Here is a 20519-nt window from a genome sequence, read left to right as displayed (position 1 = left end):
TGTAATCATTACCAATCTGTAGTCGAACCTTGTCTAGGTCTTCTGGGTCTTTATTTTTAGCCTTGAATCTTCTAGTGGTGCATTTCCTACTCTTCTCAGTAAGCCAGCACGCTCAGCATCGATAAAGCTTTTGCTGTAGATATTGCGCTTGCTTCTGAGGTTCGGGTTGGCTCTTGAAACGCCAAGGTCAGCAAGAGTTGCGGTTACAGCCTGAGGCGCATTGAGTAGCCAGTACAGAGACCTCGTCCGGTCTTCGGCAATATCACCAACACCAGCACCCAAGGTGTACCCAAGCTTCTTGAGGATTGATTGCCCGCCAATCTCTCGTCTCAGTTTCTTTGCTGTATCTCCAATGACCTTGCGATACTCACTGTCGCTTAGTTTAATTTCACTTGGGTCATAGACTTCACCAAAGCTTGCGTTCTCTAGTCTGCTTTCGTATCTCTTCCGCTTCTTATCAAGCACGGTGCCAAGTGCTTCGTCGAACATCATTGGATTGCCAGCAATGGTTTGCCCTTGCTCCAGCCTTGTCCGAAGCATCTCGTCGTTGAACGCTATTCCAGACAACGGTTTCAGCGCACCCAATTGTTCTTGGGCAGCGCTTGCAATTTCCCTGACATTGCTTAGCAGACCGGAGCGTGCACCCTGCTCTGCTATCTACGGTGGCTCATCTAAGCCACGTTGGTCTCTGTAGGTGTACAGCACAGGCCTTGCATCTTCTGATGCCGGCTGCATACCACGCCTGAAACCCTGACGCGCATCGTCGAGTGTTCCTAAATTTAATTTCCGTAAGGCATCCTGCAGTCTGCCAAGCGGGTTCTTGTTGATAGCCATCACTGAACTCCGAGTGCCCGTGCTTTCTCTTCAAGCAACTGGCGCACAAGCTGCCCATAGCTGCTGAGGTTCAGCCGCATCATCAACCTATCTGCACGTAAGCATTCTTCAGTAGAAGCGTGTGCTGCAATCAAGTTATTTCTTTTGCTTAGAGTATTCGCTAATTGCATATCAAATTAGTATCTATCTATTTATATATTCTAACGAATACGGTTGTTAACAATTTAGTGTTTGCAGTCGTTCTTGTTTGGTCTCGGCTGGTGCCTGACGCCTTGTCTGCTTGAACGAAACAGCCCAGGTGCAAATGCTGTTGCAACTTTCAAGCAGTGGAAGCAGAACCCTTTGCTGGACTAGGCTGGCAAATGGCGAAAGTCGTAGTGACTGACTTTGTTATAGCAAAGTTATAGCTGCATTTTCGCCCACGTCTGCCCCTGTTATCGGTTGCAAGGGCTAGTCATACCAGTCAATCTCAGGTATTCTCTCGATGGCAGGCAAGTCAGGCACTCACTTCCAGGACATCATCTCCACCCTTAACCGTTTCTGGTCTGAGCAGGGATGTCTGTTGCTCCAGCCCTATGACACCGAGAAGGGGGCTGGAACCATGAGTCCCCATACGGTGCTGCGTGCCATTGGACCCGAGCCCTGGGCTGTGGCCTATCCAGAGCCCTGTCGCCGGCCCAGCGATGGACGCTACGGCGATAACCCCAATCGAGCCCAGCACTATTTCCAATACCAGGTGCTGATCAAGCCATCCCCTGACGGCATTCAGGAGATCTACCTTGCCTCCCTGGACGCTCTCGGCATCAAGGCTGCTGATCACGACATCCGCTTTGTGGAGGACAATTGGGAGTCCCCCACTCTCGGTGCCTGGGGTGTGGGCTGGGAAGTGTGGCTGGATGGAATGGAGGTGACGCAGTTCACCTATTTCCAACAGTGCGGTGGGCTGGATTGCAAGCCTGTCTCGATTGAAATCACTTACGGACTGGAGCGTCTGGCGATGTATCTCCAGGATGTGGAGAGCATCTGGGATCTGCGCTGGAATGAATCGCACAGTTACGGCGATATCTGGCTTCCTTTCGAGAAGGGTCAGTGTCATTTCAACTTTGAGGCTTCCAATTCAGAGCGCCTAAAGCAGCTTTTCGCGATCTATGAAGCCGAGGCCACGGATTTGATCGCCCAGAACCTGCCCGCTCCGGCCTTGGATTTTGTGCTCAAGTGCTCGCACACCTTCAATCTTCTGGAGGCCCGTGGCGTGATCTCAGTGACCGAGCGCACGGCCACCATCGGCCGGATCCGAACGCTGGCCCGCAAGGTGGCAGAAGCCTGGCTGGCTGAGCGAGAGGGGCTCGGATTTCCCTTGCTGGAGTCGAGTGCGGCAGCTGCAGCGGTCTGATCCGCTTGCGTCCTACCGGGGAATCCTCGGTGCATCTCTGATGCGGTTGCGCCATGAATTCGGCCCTGGCCACGGCGTTGCTTTTGCTGCTGGGAGCTTTGGGAGCCGCGCTGTCCCAGACCTGGCACCACTGGTGCACATTGCTGGTGGTGCTGGGTCTCGGTCTTGCCGTTCTGCGTCGATGGCTGCAGCTTTCTGGGCAATCGCTGGGCCTGATTACCCTTTCGCTGATGCTCGTGATCGCCCGCTCCGGTCTGGCCGCTGAGCCGCGCCCCCATCCCCTGGATCCCAGTCGCCGGATTCCGATAAGGGGCCCGGCTGAGGTGGTGACCCTGCAGGGGCGGCTGCTGAGCGATGGTCAGGTCCGCAATGGGCGTTGCCGGGCTCTTGTGGAGGTGAACCATCTCGATGGTGAGCGGCGCAGGGGGCGCACGGAACTCTTTGTCGATCCTTGTCAGGAGCCTTTGCGTCTGGGCGATTGGATTGAAGCGTCCGGGCCGCTGCGCCGGCCTCGGCCTGCCGCCCACCCTTTGCTTCGCGGCGGAGCGGAGCGGTTGGTCGCCCGAGGCAGTTGGAGTCAGATCCGCACTGAATCCATCCGGGTTTTGCGCCATTCCTGGACGCCGTTGGCGGATGGCCGCCGGCGCATTGCGGAGACCTTCACCGAGGCAGCCGGACCATCGTGCGGTGGTCTACTGGCTGCCCTCGTGCTCGGCAGTGCACAGGTGAATTTATTGGCGGATCTGCGTGAGGCCTTCCGGGTGGCGGGCTTATCCCATGCGCTGGCTGCATCGGGTTTTCATCTTTCCGTGCTGCTTGGCACCACCCTGGCTGGCACCCGTTCACTTCCGTCTGCGCTGCGCCTCGTGGCTGCAGGAAGCGCCATGGCGTTGTTTCTTGCGCTGACTGGCGCCCAGCCTTCGGTGGTGCGGGCCGTGCTGATGGGAGCAGCGGCTCTGTTGATTCGCGAAAGGGGCCAGTGCAGTCGCCCTCTCGGCGTGCTGGTGTTCACCCTGCTGCTGATGCTTCTCCTCCATCCATCCTGGGCCCGTTCAGTGGGATTTCAACTCAGCGCTGCAGCAACCGCTGGTTTGGTGTTGTCGGCCGCCCCCCTGGAACAGTGGCTCTGCACCCATGGCCTGAGTTGGCTACGCCCTCTCGCCCCTGCCCTGTCCGTTCCCCTGGCTGCCCTGGCCTGGACCCTGCCGTTGCAGTTGCTCCACTTCGGCTCGGCCCCCCTTTACGCCCTTGTCAGCAATCTGCTTGCGGCTCCGTTGCTCGCTCCGCTCACCCTGTCGGCGATGGCGTTGGCCCTGCTTGTGCTGGTGCTGCCGGGAACTTTCACCACCTTCGTTCTGCCCTTGTTGATCTGGCCCGTTCAGAAGCTGGCAGGTCTGCTGATCGCCCTTGTGTACTGGATCAGTGGCTGGCCTTGGGCCCAGCTGCTCACCGGCCGTCCCCAACCGCTGGTAGTGCTCTTGCTTGCCCTCGCCTTGATCCCCTGGTGGTTACCCACGCTTCGCCGTTGGCGTTGCCACGCCGCTCCCCTGGCCTTGTTGGCCGTGGTGGTGCAGGGGTGGGTGCAGTTCAGTGATGACCTGATCAGGGTTGAACAGTGGGGACGCCATTGGCTGGTGCTGCGGCATCGCGGTCGTGCGGCTCTGTTGAGCAGCCATGGCGATGGCCTGAGTTGCCATGTGGCCAGGCAACTGGGAGAGGGGCTTGGCCATGCCCGTTTCGATTGGGTGGCAGTGATGGATCCTGTGGCCATGGACCAGTCCGGGTGTTGGAGTTCCCTGGCTCATACCGTTGTGGCGGAAAACCAGGGGCAGTTGCCCCTGCGTTCTGGGCAGACGTTGAGGAGTGCTGGCCTCGGTCTGCGCGTGGCCGGTGTCAGAGGTCGTCACTTGCAGATGCAGGTGGGACAGCGGTTGTTTCCCTTACGTCGCAGGGATTTGTCACATCACGCGGGGAGGTTGCCTCGGTGGGGCGTAGGGCATAGCCCTAAAGTGACCGAGCGCACGACTGCGCAGGGAGAGGTGGCAGAGTCCGGTTGATTGCGCACGACTCGAAATCGTGTAGGGGTCACACCCTCGTGGGTTCGAATCCCACCCTCTCCGTTTCAATGCTCAACAAGGTTCGCAAATGTGCCGGATTGACTCCGATGCTTTGATTGAGCAGGGCTGTTGACATTAACTACGCCTGAATAATTTCGATCATTTATTGATTTAGTTGGGTTTTCTGCTCTTGTTAAGAAGCACTTGTTCTCCATTGCCAGGGTCAGATAAGTTGGTTGCATCAGGGGTTAAGACATAGAGACGTTGTGTCGACGTAATTTCCTGCAATCAATCAGCTCGTTCTTTTGACAACTAACCGACGCGAGGTTGACGCTGTAGTCATGAATTCAAGACGATCATTTCAGGGCTAGGAGCCATTGCACCCTTCGTCGTCTTGACTAAGTTCATCATTTTTGTCGCTAGATACTGAAGACAAAGTAGATTCCCAAATGTTTCGCCTCTGGCTCAGGTGCTGACATTCGTGCCAAACAAAATGCAAAATCTTTGGTTGCTAGGATGTCAGCAAAAGCTTACGATAAGGCGAATGTCGCGGTTCTGCGTATGGCTGTCGAAAAGTCCTATTACGATCACGCAAATCCAGGTCTTCTTAGCCGAATCCCGACAAGTTGCGCGACTGTCTTAGAGGTTGGCTGTGGTAGCGGTGCACTTGGTCATGCCTATAAGATGATTAATCCATCAGCTCAATATCTGGGAATTGAGCTGATGGAAACACCGGCAAAACTTGCCAAAGAAAGACTTGATCAAGTGTGGTGTATTGATGTTGAAGATATGAAAATTCAGTTTGAGCTTCCAGAGAGGTATCATTCAATTGATGCTCTTGTTTATGGAGATGTTCTTGAGCATCTGAAAGATCCACAAAAAATACTTCGAGAGCACGTGTCTTGGCTGAGTCCTGATGGTGTCGTGGTTGCATGTATTCCTAACGTGCAGCATTGGAGTGTGCTCTACAATCTGATACAAGGAAATTGGCCACAAGACGACACAGGGATTTTTGATAAAACTCACTTGCGCTGGTTCACACGAAACAGCATTGTTGAACTATTTGCTAGTTTAGGACTGAAGATAACTTCATTTCAGCCGAGAATATTTAATTTAGAGCAGGCAAAAAAATTTGCGAACATTTTGGAGCCATGTCTAGAAAAGATGGGCCAGACTCCCCAAAAGTTTTTAGAAGGTTCAGCTCCTCTTCAGTATATTGTTACGGCAACAAAAAAGTTGATCAAGCCAGTATACATAAGTGGCTTAATGTTAAAACCTCAAGCAGGAATGAACGAGGTGAGAATGATTCAACCATTAAAAAGTGTCGCTAGCTTTCCCGGGGTAAACATAGAATTAAGCAGTACGGGTCTTCAGTTAAGATCACTAGATCCCAGCGTGCCAAAAATAATGATTTGGCAAAGACAGACATTAACTTATGAGAGCTCTTTGACGCAGCTTAAAAAAATAATCAAAGCTGGTTATATCTTGATTAGTGAGTTTGACGATGATCCGGATCATTTTCAGAGCATAATTGACAACAAGTATTTAAGTTTCCGGGCAGTGCATGCTGTTCAGGTGAGTACAGATAGTCTTTCGTCCTCGATGAAAAAGTATAACCCTGAAGTGAAAGTATTTAAGAATTGCCTGGACTTTTTGCCAGCATCGAAGCTTGGTAAATGGATAGTTAAGTCTTCAAATCCAAGGCTAAGGGTATTCTTTGGTGCTTTAAATCGTGAGGCTGACTGGGAAGCATGGCTGCCCTGCATCAATGACTTGCTGCTTGAACATGAAGATCTTTTTGAATTCGAAGTTGTACATGATAAAAAGTTCTTTCATTCTCTTATGACCAACAATAAACGCTTTACGCCAATCTGTGACTATGCGAAATACAGACAACTCTTAAGTGATAGTCACGTTGCACTTATGCCTCTTAGGGATACTAAGTTCAATAAAATGAAATCAGATCTGAAGTTTGTCGAGGCCTCAGGGTATGAAGTTGCATCCATTGCGAGTCCAACAGTCTATGCCGAAGTGATTGAGCCAGGTTTTAACGGTGAAATAGCAGTGGATGGTAAACGTGTTGCCGAGATTTTGAAGTTGTGGGGAGAGTGTCCAGATTTGGCAAAAGCATGTGCAAGCAATGCAAGAAACTGGATTCGTTCTAATCGTCTTCAATCTCAGCAGTCTGTCGCTAGGCTTGAATGGTATAAGGATTTATACCAGAGAAGAGATGAGTTGACAAAAGCACTTCTTCAACGCGTCCCAGAACTAACCCTGGAGTGAAGGCTTAGAGCAATTGCATTGTTAATTAAACTCGTTTATTCGTGATTGGATTATCCCTCACCTTGAATGCATCTCTTAGTCGCAAGCCTATCGCTTTTGTGAGTGATGATTTCTTTCCACTTTTTAATGTGTATTGATTATGTGGCAGACTCGCGCGATTGCGTAGATGCGTTCAGATCTGTGATCCAAAATATTTCCTGTGCAGCTAATGTGAATGGAAGCATCTTCGGCAAGACTGCTGAAGAGAATTGATAATGCTTGAGCATGATAGTATCGCAATAAGTGGTGTATTTTTTCATGAGGGGTCAATCAAAAGTTCTTGCATGGTTTCAAAAGCTTATTTCTAAACTTTTTAAGTCTGCTCTAGGGGGTGTCGTGAACTCGGGCCGAAAAATCTGTGGCTTGGTTAAATATTTTCCGACAGCGATGGAAGTAGTGAGCGACAATCAACAGCATTTTTGTGATTTTAAGTCGTTTTGTTTGATTATCGGCAATTCTCGAAGTGGTTCGACAATCCTTGGCTCAATTGTGGATGCGCATCCGAATGCCATTATCGCCAATGAAACCATGGCGTCTCAAGTCTTCTGGAGAGGACTTAGTAAGAGTGACATTCTTGGGGAGATCATTGAGAATTCTTCTGCTAACTTTCAGTCTGGGCGTCAGTCTGAAGAGTATCAATACCAAATTGGTGCGGCACCTGGTTCAAAGTCTGCTGTCAGTGTTTATGGTGACAAGATATGGAATCCAGCAACATTGCTGCTGCATGGAGACTATGACCTGATTTCTGGTTTGGAGAAGACATTAGAAGCGAAAGTTTTTTTAATTGCCTCAATCCGTAATCCTTTTGATACGATTGCCACGATGCACAAACGCAGCAAAGCACCAATTGAAGATCGCATTCGATGGTTTTTTATGCACTGTGATGCTTTGGCTGCTATAGAAGCAAAAAAGACGAAATCGAGCTTTTTAATCAGTTACCATGAGCAATTAATTGATTGCCCAGATGAGGAGATCTCACGAATTTCGCGCGCTTTGATGCTTCCCTTCGACCATCAGCATCTTAAAAATGTTGATCGGCTTCTTTACAGACGGCCGCGTAACAGTAGGTCGTCGATTGAGTGGACTATGGCTGAAGTTGATCAAATCTTGGAGCGCATGCAGCGCTTCCCCTTCCTGTCCATCTATGAGAATCACACTCCATGAGGACAAGTTTTTACGATTGCTCATCAATGTGCTTGAGCCATCATTGTGGTCTTTGGCTTGGTGACGTATGTCAATTTCCTTCGAAAATTCTAACGTTGAGTTGTCCCGTAATTAATTGAGTTCTTCCCGGATTCCAATTTGAGTCGGTCGGGAAGTGGCGAGGGCCTCTGGCCGGCGACGTTTGTTATCGCTATGAATGCAGCAAACTTAATGATAGCGTTTAATGATTGTTAGTCTCGGTGTTTTTGATATCAAGGTTATGAGTATTGTGGGAATGCATTATCTTGAAGATTATGGAGTCCACTGCACATCGGTGATTCACAGCTTTGCTCTCCAAGAGGCGAACGATCACCGCCTTGACATCCCATGAGAAGTATCCTTGTTGAAAGTTCCGGAATGGTTTTGAGCCTCTGGTAACCCTTGAGCCTGTCAAGAATCCGGTGTGATGTCTGCCTCTACTTGTCCTGAATCGTCTTGGCGTCCAGTGCCTGATCAGGAGTGAAACAGCAGAACAAGCCCCACGCTGACCTGGTGAAATTCTCTTTCTTCGCGACTGAGGTCCAGTCCGACTTCCAAGCCCTCTTTCAACGCATCTTCAAAAGGGGGCGTCAGAGGCTGAACGTTGGATTGCCAGACCGCGGCGATGCCTACAGGTGTGGCATGCCATCGAAAGTGGCCGGTTTCCCCGATTGAGGGCTCCTCGAGGGACTCCTCGAGCAGGCTGTTGAGAGAAGTGCTGGTCATTGGCATGACCCAAGCTTCGGGACGGGACGAGCAGTCGGCAATTTCCTGAGAAACTTCGTGATGAAGCTGTCGCGCTGTGAGACGCCTTGATGCTGGTAAAGCGTTGCAGCATTCGCTCTGTGCCGTTGCAGTTACTGGCACTTCAGCGCTGACGGATCGCCTGCACTACGGTTGATTGGGGTGAGACACAGGGGACAGGGATTGCTCAGCGCATCAGGGCGATCTGTCTTGAAGTCTTCGGCCTCAGGGCTCAGGCGTCGCGCATCGCGACGGCATCTTCAGCTGATTGCCGCTCCTCCCTCAAGCCTGACGGCGCTCACCCTCGTTCGCCGGCAAAGCCGAGTCGGGCGAACCATCAAGCGCAGTGGTGATGTTTTGTTTTCACTGGCTGTTCTCACGTTGGGTGCCCCGCTGTTCGGATTGTTGGCAGCACTCGTGAAACTCAGCTCTCCTGGGCCTGTGTTTTACGTGCAGAAACGTGTTGGTCGGGGATACCGGCGCTTCGGCTGCATCAAATTCCGCACCATGCGGGCTGATGCGGATTCTGTGTTGGCTCAGGTGTTGGAGCGATCGCCAGCCATGCGTGCTGAATTTGAGCGTGATTTCAAGCTGCGGGACGATCCGCGGATTACTCCGATTGGTCGTTTCCTCAGGCGATCAAGTCTTGATGAACTTCCACAGTTTCTCAATGTGTTGCGTGGAGAGATGAGCGTGGTGGGTCCTAGGCCGATTGTGGACAAGGAAATTGAGCGCTACTCCGACTACATGGATGAGGTGCTGGCCGTTCGCCCAGGATTGACTGGGCTTTGGCAAGTGAGTGGTCGCAATAATCTCAGCTACGCCAAAAGGGTTCGATTGGACCTGGCCTATGCCAGAGGCCGTTCATTCCGGCTTGATTTCGCCATCATCCTGCGCACGTTTGGAGTTCTTCTGCTGCCGATGGACCGGGGGGCTTATTGATCCTTCTCCGTTCAGTCATTGCTGCGTGAGCAGGCTCAGTCCCCCCGCTGCTACCAGCCACCCCCATTGAAGTCGTGCCGACAGGCCCAGGATGGTTCTTACTCCGTGCGGGTTGGCTTGATTCCCTCCAGCCTTAAGGAGTGGTTTTGTGATCCAGGTGTCTCCATAACGGTTTTTGCCTCCCAACTGAACCCCGGCGCAATGGGCGTAGATCGCTTCAGACCGTCCCGCATTCGGTGAAGGATCCAGAGCTCCATCTCGTTCTGCTGCCAGCACTAGAGCAAGCCATAATCGCCAGCTGCGGCTGATCAGCGGCAGTGTCAACATCACCAGCCGGCATGGCACCCAGGTGAGGGCATCGTCCAAACGGGCGCCTGCTGTTCCTAACCAGCGCAACCTCCCGCGTTTGTAGCCCAGCATTGAGTCAAGGGTGCTGCTGGCCTTGAATCCCCAGGCCAGTGCGAGAGGGCCAGGACTTTGGAGCAAGCCTGCGCTCCATAGAACAACGCCAACCAGCATCCAGAACAAGGGCGCGAAAACGCCATCAACGGCATTTTCACTGGCTGTTTCCGCAGCTGCTCGCAGAATTTCCTCCCGGTTAAGCTGCTTCGTATCGCGGCCCACAATCCAGCTGAGACGTTCTCGTGCAAGGGACGGCTCTTCATCCTCCTTGGCTGGGAGGGCTTTGACGACGGCCATGACACCATCGTGGAGGCTGCGTGCTGCAAGAGCACTCGCTAACGCCACAACCAGGAGCAGACCAGAGGCCCACCGCCAATGTCCGCTGGACTGCAGCCAAAGGCGCTCAATCAGCCAACCAGCGGCAACGCTGGTTAAAACCAGCACAGAGGTGATCAGATAACCGCTCAACCGGAGTTCCCTGGGACGGTCTCCTGCCCAGTGTTCCATCTGTTGCCTGAGACGTTCGATGCCCAGGCCCATCCCAACAACGGGATGGGGAGACCAGAGGGGATCGCCGATCAACCAGTCGAGACCGGCAGCGGCGATCACCAGGACAACGGGCTGAATGGTCCTGAGCTCAGGAGGCCTTCAACCAGCTGAACATCGACCGCAGACCCTTGCCCACTTCTTCAATTTTGTGGCCACGGTCTTTCTCGCGGATCTTGTTCATCTCGGGCTTGCCGGCCTCGCATTCAGCGACAAAGTTTTTGGCGAAGGTTCCGTCTTGGATGTCGCTGAGGATGCGCTTCATCTCCGCTTTGGTGTCGTCGGTGATCAGGCGTGGACCACTGACGTAGTCACCGTATTCGGCGGTGTTGGAGATGGAGTCACGCATGGCAGACAGACCACCCTTCACCATCAGATCCACAATCAGTTTCACTTCGTGCAGGCATTCGAAATAGGCCAACTCGGGTTGATAGCCAGCTTCTACCAGGGTTTCGAAACCAGCCTTCACCAGTTCGGAGAGGCCGCCGCAGAGTACGGCCTGTTCACCGAACAGATCAGTCTCGGTTTCCTCCTTGAAGTTGGTCTCCAGAATTCCTGCTCGGGTACCACCGATCCCTTTTGCATAGGCCATGGCAAGGCCTCTGGCTTGGCCTGAAGCGTCCTGCTCGATAGCGAAGAGAGCAGGAACACCTTGACCGTTCTGATACTCCCAACGCACGGTATGCCCTGGGCCCTTGGGGGCGATCATCACCACATCAACGTCGGCAGGCGGCTGGATCAGACCGAAGCGGATGTTGAAGCCATGGGCAAAGCTAAGCACCTTGCCGGCTTTCAGATGCGGTGCAATCTCCTTGGCATAAACGTCTTTCTGGAATTCATCGGGCAAGAGCACCATGATCCAGTCGGCTTTTTCGGCAGCCTCCGCCACAGAGAGAACCTCGAGACCGTCGGCCTTGGCTTTCTCAGCGGAGCGGCTGCCTTCGTACAGACCCACCACCACGTCAACGCCACTGTCCTTGAGATTGAGGGCATGGGCATGGCCCTGGGAGCCATAGCCGATGATGGCTACCGTCTTGCCGCTGAGTAGCGAGAGATCGGCATCGGTGTCGTAGAAAAGCTGAGCCATCCGGACGGTGGTTGTGGAGCTTGGTAACGACTGAGCTTACGCAAGCACCGTTTTTAAACCTTTGAGGGAGCGTCGGGACTTGTCTGACGCGCAACGTTTGAAGCCCTAGTTTTGGTTTTAATTGCGATCGTTATGGATCCTGTCCTTAGTTGCCTTGATCCCGCTGCTGCGGCTGCTTCATCTCTGTTCGATGCACATATGCGTGCAGAAATGGCCTCGGACCTTGACGGGACCATGGCAACGATGGTGAAACATCCCCATCTGCTCAACTTGGGTTCAGGGACTGGTGGACAGGGTGCTGATGGAGTCCGACGTTTTTATGCCGAGCAGCTGATCGGTCAGTTTTTTCCGCCGGATGCTGAATTCATTCCGATCTCGCGCACGACCGATGCGAACCGTTTGGTGGATGAAGTGGTGATCCGCTTCACCCATTCACAAATCATCAGTCATCTGCTGCCAGGGGTCCAGCCAACAGGACGACGAGTAACCCTTGCTTTAGTGGTTGTGGTTGGGTTGTCCGAGGGCAAAGTGTCGTTCGAACACATTTACTGGGATCAAGCTGGACTGTTGGTTCAGCTCGGATTGCTCGATGGGACGGGATTGCCCATTGATCCCAGTACAGGCGAGCGCCTGCTTGCCCTCATGAATGACAGCTCACTCAAGCCTCGTTCGGATGAGCGATCACACGATCGATGAGGCCGTAATCCATGGCTTCCTGGCTGCTGAGGAAATAATCACGATCAGTGTCCTTTTCGATTTTCTCAAAGCTCTGGCCGCTCATCTCCGCCATGGAGCGGTTGAGCATCTCCTTCATGCGCAGGATTTCCCGGGCTTCGATTTCGATGTCGCTGGCCTGCCGTTGCGCTGTCCCGCCTAGGGGCTGGTGGATCATGATTCGGCTGTGAGGGAGAGCCAATCGCTTGCCCTTGGTACCCGCTGCAAGCAGAAAAGCGCCCATGGAGGCGGCGAGGCCGACGCAGATCGTGACAACGTCACTCTTCACGTACTGAATGGTGTCGTAGATGGCTAAGCCAGCCGTTACCGAGCCACCTGGAGAATTGATGTAGAGGTAGATCGGCTTGCCGCTGTCTTCAGAGTCGAGGTACAGCATTTGAGCCACCAAGCTATTGGCGACGGCGTCATTAACTTCTGAGCCAAGAAACAAAATCCTCTCAACTCCCAGACGGGTGTAGATGTCGACCCAGCGCTCCATTTGGCTGCCGGGAAGGCGGTAAGGGACGCTCGGGGTTCCGATGGGCATGGATCCTGGGGGATGAAGAGTGGGAAGAGTGGAGGAAGAAGGGTGTTAGGTCGCGGGAACCGGAGATGGAAGATCTTTGCGACTGGTAAGAACCCGGTCGATCAGTCCATAGTCCTTGGCTTGATCCGGAGTGAGGTAGCTCATGCGGTCGGAATCCTTTGAGAGTTCTTCCACAGAACGCCCTGTGTTGGCGGCGAGGATTTCAAGCATGGCGCGCTTGTTGTGAAGAACCTCTTTTGCTCGGATCTGAATGTCCGTGGCTTGGCCGCGGGCACCGCTACGAGGTTGGTGCAACACGATCGAGGAATGCGGAAGCGCTGCGCGCTGCCCTTTGGTACCGGCAGAAAGGATCACGGCCGCTGTGCCCATGGCCTGACCGATGCAGATGGTGTGGACAGGAGGTTTTACGTAGCGGAGGGTGTCGCAGATCGCGAACGCTTCTGTTTCGAAGCCAATGGCATCTCCGGTGTACCAGGTCGTTCCTGTGGAATTGATGTAGAAATAAATTGGCTTGTCGGGATCATCAAATTCCAGATAAAGGAGCTGGGCGATGATCAGCTCAGTGACATCGATACCCACTTGACGCTTGGTGTCATCGTCGGAAAAGAGTGGAAGACCCAGATAGACGATTCGTTCCTTCAGTAGCAATGAAGGAAGATCCGGCGGTGGTGTTCTCATCACCGACGAGTCTCCGTAATAAGGGGCTGATGTGGTCATCCGCTTCTCATCAACTGTCGTGAGACGGAGCTTAGCGGGATTCCGGTGTCGGACGTTCGTTGTTTTTGCTCTTGCGTGCTGGCTGAGCGTTTCGGCTCTCTTTGCCTCCACCCACCGGCGCACTGTCCTTGTTTAAACGGGCAAAAACCATGCGACCACTTGGGTTCTGGAGGGCGCCAGTAATCACGATCGGACGGCGTTCTCCAATCGCCGAACGGGCGTTTTCCACGACCACCATCGTGCCGTCCTCGAGGTAGGCCACGCCCTGGTGATCCTCCTTTCCCTCACGCACGATTTTCAGATTGAGTTCATCCCCAGGTTGTACTTCTGGACGGAGCGCAATGACCAGTTCGCTGAGGTTCATCACCTTCAGGCTCTTGAGCCGTGCCACCTGGGCCAAATTGAAGTCAGCGGTCACCAGGGTGCCACCGGTGTCCTCGGTCAACTGGAGTAGACGATCATCAGTTCCGGCACCGTCGTAGCGGGTGGTGTTGATGACCAATCGGCGCTCATAGGCTTCGCGCAGTTCATTGAGCAGCTTGAGTCCACGACGCCCTTTGCCGCGTTTTTCGAGGTTGTTGGAGTCTGAAAGCTGCTGCATCTCATCGATCACGGTCTGCGCCACGATGACTTTCCCTTCGAGCAGACCGCAGCCGATCATTCCGCGGATACGACCATCGATGATCACGCTGGTATCAAGAATCTTGGCTGTCGCCGGTGTGAGAACTCCGTCGGCCACCAACAGTGCTTCCGTTGAGGTTGGATTGAAGAGCCGAAGCAGGGTGCGTCCGTGCACTTCGGCCAGGTTGTACCCAAGAACACCGAAGAATCCGTTGCTGAGAATGGCTGCGAGGGGTTTCACCAGGGAGCTAGCCCCTGCCAGGGGGAGCAACAGGATTGGTGCCAGCAGCAAGTTGGCCACCAGAAGCCCCAAGATGAGGCCAACAGCTCGGCTTACGAGCAGGTCGGTCGGCATGGTCCGCACTTGCTGCATCAGCTGTTGACGCAGTCTCCGGAACACCAGGCCGGCCACGATGCCAATGCCTGCGCCCGTGGCGGTGAGCCCGAGACGCACCCACTGGGCATTCACGTCATCGAGTAGCTCCTGTGGCAGGAGGTGGACCCCCATCCAGCCTGTGGCTGAACCGGAGATCAGAAACAGAATGAGAATGAGCGCTTCCACCATCGTGTTGGATCCCGGCTGCTCACCCCGTTTGAAGGCAGCATGCATCATCGTCGATCGTTTGGCCCGGGATGATGTCCGCACTTGCGCCCAGAAGTGCGTATCTCCATATTCCCTTCTGCCATCGCCGCTGCTTTTACTGCGATTTCGCAGTGGTTCCTCTTGGCGATCGCGTCAACGCCCAGAACGGTCCCGGCAGTCGCACCATCAAGGCTTATCTGGAGCTGATTCTTAAGGAGATCCGCTCGTCGCCACCAGGTCCTCCCTTGGCGACGATCTACATCGGCGGCGGCACGCCATCTCTCCTCACGCCTGATCAGGTGCGATGTTTGCTCGACGCTCTCGCTGATCGGTTTGGCGTGCAGAGAGGGGCTGAGATCACGTTGGAGATGGATCCAGCCAGCTTCTCTCTTGAGGAACTCAGGGCGCTGGTCCGCCACGGCGTGAATCGGGTGAGCCTTGGTGGGCAGAGCTTTGATGACGGTGTTCTCGCTGGGCTGGGACGCCGGCATCGCCGCAAGGACGTGCTTGAGGCCTGCCACTGGATGCAGCGGTTTCTGCAAGACGGACGTCTTCGGAGCTGGAGCCTTGATCTGATTCGAAATCTCCCGAATCAAGATGATGAGGCCTGGGCTGATGTGCTGACGCAGGCTGTGGAGCTGCAGCCTCCGCATTTATCCATTTACGACCTCAGCGTTGAACCCGGCACCGTGTTTGCCAGGCGCGAGGAGCAGGGGGTGCTCATGCTTCCTGATGAGGACGGTGCGGCCGATCGGATCGCTTTCACGACGCAGTATCTCTCTGACGTGGGCTATTGCCGCTATGAGATTTCCAATTTCTCCAGACCGGGGCACGCCTCCCGCCATAACCGTGTGTACTGGAGCGGTGCCGGATGGTGGGCTTTTGGCCTTGGCGCCACCAGTGCACCCTGGGGAGAGCGTTTCGCCAGGCCGCGCACCCGGGAGGCTTATGCCGAGTGGCTTAACCGGCAAGAACTGGATGGGCCCCATTCCTCTCTGTTGTCACAGAGTGCCACTCCGCTCTCATTGGAAGACCGACTATTGGTGGGGCTGCGACGCCGAGAAGGGGTGGATCTGCAGCAGCAGGCTCAACACTGTGGGTGGACTGCCCATCGCTGTTCTTTGCATCTCCCCCAGCTGGCAGAACGCTGGGAGCAGTTCCTGAATCAGGGCTTGATGGAGAGACGAGGGGGACGCTGGCGACTCACAGACCCCCTTGGCATGGCCCTCAGCAATCAGATCCTGGTGGAGGTGGTGCAGTGGTGGGAGTCGTTGCCGATCCACGCTGACCCTCCAACCAGGACCGGAGTGCTTCGACGCCCAGAGTCCTCCCCTCCAGGAGTGCAGGGCTGAAGGGTGGCTGCGTTGGAGTCAGCCCCAGCAGATCAGCTGTCACGCTCACCTGGCCATCGCAGTCCTGCCCAGCGCCGATTCCAATCACAGGGATTTGAAGGTTTCGCCGCACCTGACCCGCCAGCCCTTCCGGAATGTGTTCCAGAACCAACGCAAAGCAGCCGGCCGTCTCGAGGTGGCTGGCGTGGCGCAGTAAGCGCTCCTGGCTAACTGGATCCTTCGCTTGGCGGCGGTACCCCAGCTGATGCACTGATTGGGGTGTCAGTCCTAAGTGGCCCATGACTGGAATGCCCATGCGCACCAGCCGCTCGATCACTTTCACCACCTCCGGTTCGGCGCCTTCCAGCTTCACGCCGGCTGCAGAGGAGTGCTTCAGCAGGTGCCCTGCAGCAGCCACGGCACGATCGAGACCGCACTGGTAGCTCAGAAAGGGCAGATCCGTAATCACCAAAGGTTGATCTGATGGAGCCTTGCGCAACCCTCTGCAGACCGCCTGGGTGTGCTGCAGCATCTGCTCAAGGGTCACAGGCAACGTGGTGGCGTGACCAAGGCTCACCATGGCTAGGGAGTCCCCTACCAGCACGATGTCAGCTCCTGCTTCTTCAACAACAGAGGCACTGAGGGCATCCCAAGCCGTGAGCATGGCGATGGTGCGACCGGATTGTTTGAAGCGGATCAGATCAGAGGCTCGCAACCCCTTCCTCGGTTCAGGAGAAGTCCATTGCTAACATCTTGAGTGACTCGGACCCATGCGGTTCAGACGCCCAAACCTGGTCAGATCCGGAAGGCAGCAGCCACACGGGATGCTCGGGACAGGCGTGGATTCCGGGTCACCCCCTATGAAGCCGACGGCATCGTGGGACGCTCACCGGCATGCCCGCATCATTCCGATTGATCAGTGCGGGATTGACGCTGACGCAAAAACTCGGGAATCCTTGCTCCAGCATCCATGGATTCAGGGGACACATAAGGCATGGCTGCCGGTTTTGGAATGCTTCGCTCACTGCGATAGGGCTGGCCGCTTTCAAAACCCGTGGCAATCACAGTGACGTGGATTTCCCCTTCGAGAGCTTCGTCCACCACGGCTCCCACGATGATGTTCGCTTCAGGATCCACCACGTCGTAGATCACTTCTGAAGCGCTGGTCATGTCTTCGAGGGTCATGTCACGACCACCACTGATGTTGATCACACATCCCTTGGCACCATCGATCCGAGCCGCCTCGAGGAGTGGACTGTTGATCGCTGTCTGAGCCGCTTCGATGGCACGAGAGCGACCGGATCCGACGCCGATACCAAGCAGAGCTGTACCGGCTTCGGTCATCACCGAACGCACGTCGGCAAAATCAACATTGACAAGGCCTGGGCAAGTGATGATGTCGCAAATTCCCTTCACACCCATTCGCAACACGTCATCGGCACTGCGGAATGCTTCCTGAAGAGGAGCTGCTGCAATGGCATCTCTGAGCCTGTCATTGGGAATCACGATCAGCGTGTCCACATGTTCAGCAAGACGTGCGATCCCTTCATCGGCTTGACGCATCCGGCGGCGACCTTCAAATCCAAAGGGTTTGGTGACGATGCCGACTGTGAGCGCACCACTTTCCTTGGCGACCTCAGCGACAACGGGGGCTGCGCCAGTTCCGGTTCCGCCGCCCATGCCTGCGGCGATAAAGACCAGATCAGAACCCTGAATGGCTTGCTGAAGATCAGCTCTGGATTCTTCTGCTGCTTTCTGGCCGATGCTGGGATTGCCACCAGCGCCGAGCCCCCGGGTGAGGGTTTGACCGAGTTGAACACGATGAATGGCCGCGGACTGGATCAGAGCTTGGGCATCGGTGTTCAGCACCCGATAGGTCACTCCCTCGAGATCGCTGATGATCATGCGATTGACAGCATTGCTTCCACCACCACCAACGCCGATGACTTCAATGCGCGCTGACTGACTTGGAAGAATTCCTTCTTCAGCTGGAGACGACGACTGCTGACCGTTCACCATCTCCATCGTTACTTTTGAGCCGTTGTGCTGCGTTTGCATTATGTCCCTGCGAGTGACGATCGCCGACAGTGCCGACACACTCGGTTTTCTTCAGGAAGAGCGCAACCGGTGGTCAGGATTTGCTCGCTTTCTTCGGGGGAGGTGGAGGCAACTGCAGTTCAGGTTTGCTGGGATCCGATAAATCAATCGTGCTGTCGTTCTGACCTCGCAGCTGTGGAGGCAGGCTGCGTGTCAGCTCAATCACGGTGTTGATCTGCTGGTCCAGCAAGGCCGCGTTTGACCCGAGTTTCACGAGGCCGAGAGAGGCCATGCGCACACTGAGATCTCCATCGGGAGCCACAAGAACCACCTGCAGAGGGCTGCCGAGTTGATCCCGTTTCTCGAGGAGTTTTGCGATGGTTGAGCGACGAGTCAAAGTCCAGCCCTGAACGCGGACATCGCTTTCAGGGGTTTCTTCTGCAAGGGCTGCTGTCATAGGCATCCAAAACCCTTCACGATCAACCATCCCTCTCTCGATGCCGCCAGCTGCGTTTCGCGTGGCTGCCGCGATCGGACGTCGATCCAGCAGTTTGATCTCCAGGCCAGGTGGCAGGAGCCGGCGATGGATAGAGACAGATTGCACTGGCAGTTCGTCCATCAAGCGTCGCTCGAGGTTGCCCGGCTGGAGTGACAGAAGTGGTATTGGGAAACGTAGGTCCCCTGCTTCGACAACGCTCTCCGCCCCCACCCTTTCGCTTCCGCTGACTCGAATTTGATCGATTGAGCGGAGGTTCCAGCCGGAACTCAGCAAAATCCAAGCCAGCGCAGTGGTTGAACCGGCAAAGAACAGGATCCGCCATGCCTGAATGAGCCGTTCGCGCTGTTTCTCTTGCCGAAGCCTTCGGCGGCGCTCGATGTTTGGAGGAAGTGGGGCCGACGGGTTCGGCGTTGGTGAGGGTGTTGACGGGGTCTGAATGCTGGCCATCACAGGTCACATCGGGCCTTGGTCATCAGCTGCTCCATCCAGCGACGGGCCCGTTCCGCATCCGAGAAGGGCACGTCCATCTGCTGTCCCTCGCCGATCAGTCGAAGACGGCACTGTCCCTGGGATTCCTCAGACAGTGGGGTGTCTCCAGAGGCAAGGGACATCAGCTCAACGAGCTCCAGGGTCTTAATCACAAATCGACCCTCTTCTCGGAAACTCCCGGCATGAAAACTGCTCCAAGTGAGTTCCCCCTCCTTCAAACGAGCCGCCCCACACCCGTCGAGTTTGGCGAGTTCGGCCGACAGACTCCACTGCCTGAAGAGGTTCTGTCTGCGCCGCTCGAGCCAACCGAGTGCTGCAAGCAGCACAAACATGAGGAGCAGTGGTAGCCAGAGAAGTCCGTGCATCATTGCCGCTTTCCCTGAATCACTCGACTCATTCTCGCGCTGTGTCCACCAGCTGCGCCACCAATTGCGGTAATGGGATACCTGTGGCCTCCCAGAGTGTGGGATACATGCTTTGGGAGGTGAAGCCAGGGAGGGTGTTGATTTCATTGAGCCAGATCTGGCCCGACGTTTCGTCGTAGAACACATCCACGCGGGCCTGGCCATAGGCATGGACGGCCTGGCAAGCCCGAATCGCCATGGCTTGAATCTGCTGGCTCACTGATGCTGGAAGTGGAGCGGGAATCAGCGTTTGACTGCGTCCCTCGGTGTACTTGGTTTCGTAGTCATACCAGTCGGCGTCAAAGCGGATCTCACCCACCACAGAGGCCCGCAAATGACGACGCCCTAATACGGCGCATTCGAGCTCTCTGGCTTTGACACCTTGCTCCACAAGCAATCTGGTGTCGAGCACAGCAGCCTGGTGCAAGCCATCCAGTAGCTCATCTCTCGTTCGGGCCTTCGTGATGCCCACAGATGAGCCAAGGTTGGCGGGTTTAACGAAACAGGGGTATCCCAACTCCTTCTCCAACCTGGTAAGAAGCTGCTCAAGCCGCTCCGGTTCCTCCAGGTCGATCGCATTCAATCCCAGATAGGGAACCTGGGAGAGTCCTGCTGCCGCGAATGCGGCTTTCATCGCGAGTTTGTCCATTCCCACTGCGGATCCGAGCACCCCGGAGCCCACGAAGGGTTTGTTCATCAGCGTGAACAGTCCTTGCACCGTGCCGTCTTCACCGTTGGGACCATGCAAAACCGGATACCAGAGGTCCACCGTGTCGGGATCCACCGGCCACTGACGCAGCCCTGGAGCGGGCAGAGGTTGGGGCAGGTCTTCGGAGTTGATGGCGTGGTTCTGGTCGAGAACGCGCTGGGCCACGGTCGGGCCCCACCAGCGACCCTCGCGATCGATGTAAATCGGAATGACCTCGAACCGATCTTGATTGTCCGGCGCGATTAATGCCTTGATCACCGTGAGGGCCGATTGGATCGACACGGCATGCTCTCCGGACTCACCTCCGAACACCACGCCAAGGCGGAGAAGGGAAGTCGGCATGGGCTCGGAGTTGGCAG

Annotated in this window: 18 protein-coding genes, 1 tRNA gene, 1 other RNA gene and 1 pseudogene; 9 read left to right on the top strand and 12 right to left on the bottom strand. The window is 55.1% G+C overall.

Going from position 1 to position 20519, the window contains the following annotated elements; all coding sequences use genetic code 11:
- Window positions 1-33: 33 nt before the first annotated feature.
- Window positions 34-585, bottom strand: coding sequence for a hypothetical protein (locus tag ACLM45_RS05760; protein WP_415411078.1), 552 nt, complete (start codon window positions 583-585; stop codon window positions 34-36).
- A 733-nt stretch (window positions 586-1318) separates the two neighbouring features.
- Between ACLM45_RS05760 and glyQ the strand changes: the two genes are divergently transcribed.
- The 5 genes from glyQ (at window position 1319) to ACLM45_RS05735 (ending at window position 7770) form a co-directional block, all read left to right on the top strand.
- Entirely contained in the window at window positions 1319-2227 is a 909-nt protein-coding gene (glyQ, locus tag ACLM45_RS05755) for a glycine--tRNA ligase subunit alpha (protein ID WP_415411077.1), read from the top strand.
- Between the two features lie 53 nt (window positions 2228-2280).
- The gene (locus tag ACLM45_RS05750) at window positions 2281-4284 is read left to right on the top strand and encodes a ComEC/Rec2 family competence protein (RefSeq protein WP_415411076.1); all 2004 of its coding nucleotides are present in this window, start codon (window positions 2281-2283) and stop codon (window positions 4282-4284) included.
- A tRNA-Ser gene (locus ACLM45_RS05745) sits at window positions 4261-4347 on the top strand. The genes ACLM45_RS05750 and ACLM45_RS05745 overlap by 24 nt, the downstream gene beginning before the upstream one ends.
- A 453-nt stretch (window positions 4348-4800) precedes the next feature.
- Window positions 4801-6567, top strand: a complete 1767-nt coding sequence (locus ACLM45_RS05740) for a methyltransferase domain-containing protein (RefSeq protein ID WP_415411075.1) — start codon at window positions 4801-4803, stop codon at window positions 6565-6567.
- 375 nt (window positions 6568-6942) lie between these two features.
- Window positions 6943-7770 (top strand): hypothetical protein, encoded by an 828-nt coding sequence (locus ACLM45_RS05735; protein ID WP_415411074.1) that lies wholly within the window; start codon window positions 6943-6945, stop codon window positions 7768-7770.
- Between the two features lie 492 nt (window positions 7771-8262).
- On the opposite strand, the gene ACLM45_RS05730 is transcribed toward ACLM45_RS05735, so the two are convergent.
- A complete protein-coding gene (locus tag ACLM45_RS05730; protein ID WP_038004440.1) occupies window positions 8263-8520 on the bottom strand; it encodes a hypothetical protein in 258 nt (85 codons plus the stop codon).
- Window positions 8521-8715: 195 nt separating this feature from the next.
- On the opposite strand from ACLM45_RS05730, the gene ACLM45_RS05725 reads away from it, so the two are divergent.
- Window positions 8716-9474: a sugar transferase gene (locus ACLM45_RS05725; protein ID WP_006041965.1), complete on the top strand. Its 759-nt coding sequence runs from the start codon at window positions 8716-8718 to the stop codon at window positions 9472-9474.
- 15 nt (window positions 9475-9489) lie between these two features.
- Here the strand turns inward: ACLM45_RS05725 and cbiB are convergent, their stop codons facing one another.
- Window positions 9490-10503, bottom strand: a complete 1014-nt coding sequence (gene cbiB, locus ACLM45_RS05720) for an adenosylcobinamide-phosphate synthase CbiB (protein ID WP_415411364.1) — start codon at window positions 10501-10503, stop codon at window positions 9490-9492.
- Between the two features lie 10 nt (window positions 10504-10513).
- On the bottom strand, window positions 10514-11509 hold the full coding sequence (gene ilvC, locus ACLM45_RS05715; protein WP_006041963.1) for a ketol-acid reductoisomerase: 996 nt from the start codon (window positions 11507-11509) through the stop codon (window positions 10514-10516).
- Between the two features lie 210 nt (window positions 11510-11719).
- On the opposite strand from ilvC, the gene ACLM45_RS05710 reads away from it, so the two are divergent.
- Entirely contained in the window at window positions 11720-12205 is a 486-nt protein-coding gene (locus ACLM45_RS05710; protein WP_415411073.1) for a carboxymethylenebutenolidase, read from the top strand.
- Here the strand turns inward: ACLM45_RS05710 and ACLM45_RS05705 are convergent.
- Genes ACLM45_RS05705 through ACLM45_RS05695 form a run of 3 tightly spaced genes read right to left on the bottom strand, consistent with a single transcriptional unit; the run spans window position 12168 to window position 14721 of the window.
- Window positions 12168-12770, bottom strand: a complete 603-nt coding sequence (locus ACLM45_RS05705; protein WP_006041961.1) for an ATP-dependent Clp protease proteolytic subunit — start codon at window positions 12768-12770, stop codon at window positions 12168-12170. The genes ACLM45_RS05710 and ACLM45_RS05705 overlap by 38 nt on opposite strands.
- Window positions 12771-12815: 45 nt before the next feature.
- A complete protein-coding gene (locus ACLM45_RS05700) occupies window positions 12816-13487 on the bottom strand; it encodes an ATP-dependent Clp protease proteolytic subunit (RefSeq protein WP_415411072.1) in 672 nt (223 codons plus the stop codon).
- Window positions 13488-13518: 31 nt separating this feature from the next.
- Complete coding sequence (locus tag ACLM45_RS05695; protein WP_006041959.1) at window positions 13519-14721, bottom strand: PIN/TRAM domain-containing protein; 1203 nt, start codon at window positions 14719-14721, stop codon at window positions 13519-13521.
- A 23-nt stretch (window positions 14722-14744) separates the two neighbouring features.
- Between ACLM45_RS05695 and hemW the strand changes: the two are divergent.
- Window positions 14745-16037: pseudogene (gene hemW / locus ACLM45_RS05690) on the top strand (radical SAM family heme chaperone HemW); the annotation flags it as partial.
- Here the strand turns inward: hemW and panB are convergent.
- Window positions 15919-16737, bottom strand: a complete 819-nt coding sequence (gene panB, locus ACLM45_RS05685; protein WP_415411071.1) for a 3-methyl-2-oxobutanoate hydroxymethyltransferase — start codon at window positions 16735-16737, stop codon at window positions 15919-15921. The pseudogene hemW and the gene panB overlap by 119 nt on opposite strands.
- A 44-nt stretch (window positions 16738-16781) precedes the next feature.
- Here panB and ffs point away from each other — a divergent pair.
- Window positions 16782-16878: signal recognition particle sRNA small type (gene ffs / locus ACLM45_RS05680), an RNA gene on the top strand.
- Between the two features lie 47 nt (window positions 16879-16925).
- Here ffs and ftsZ read toward each other — a convergent pair.
- The 4 genes from ftsZ to ACLM45_RS05660 all read right to left on the bottom strand — a co-directional run bounded on the left by ftsZ (window position 16926) and on the right by ACLM45_RS05660 (window position 20502).
- Complete coding sequence (gene ftsZ / locus ACLM45_RS05675) at window positions 16926-18080, bottom strand: cell division protein FtsZ (RefSeq protein ID WP_415411070.1); 1155 nt, start codon at window positions 18078-18080, stop codon at window positions 16926-16928.
- A 73-nt stretch (window positions 18081-18153) separates the two neighbouring features.
- Window positions 18154-19005 (bottom strand): cell division protein FtsQ/DivIB, encoded by an 852-nt coding sequence (locus ACLM45_RS05670; protein WP_415411069.1) that lies wholly within the window; start codon window positions 19003-19005, stop codon window positions 18154-18156.
- Window positions 19005-19415 (bottom strand): hypothetical protein, encoded by a 411-nt coding sequence (locus ACLM45_RS05665; RefSeq protein ID WP_415411068.1) that lies wholly within the window; start codon window positions 19413-19415, stop codon window positions 19005-19007. Before ACLM45_RS05665 ends, ACLM45_RS05670 begins: the two co-directional genes overlap by 1 nt.
- Before the next feature lie 25 nt (window positions 19416-19440).
- A complete protein-coding gene (locus ACLM45_RS05660; RefSeq protein WP_415411067.1) occupies window positions 19441-20502 on the bottom strand; it encodes a D-alanine--D-alanine ligase family protein in 1062 nt (353 codons plus the stop codon).
- Between the last annotated feature and the right edge of the window lie 17 nt (window positions 20503-20519).

Source organism: Synechococcus sp. A10-1-5-9, from assembly GCF_047716785.1.
Lineage (GTDB): Bacteria > Cyanobacteriota > Cyanobacteriia > PCC-6307 > Cyanobiaceae > Synechococcus_C.
This window is presented reverse-complemented; position numbering and strand designations above follow the sequence as displayed.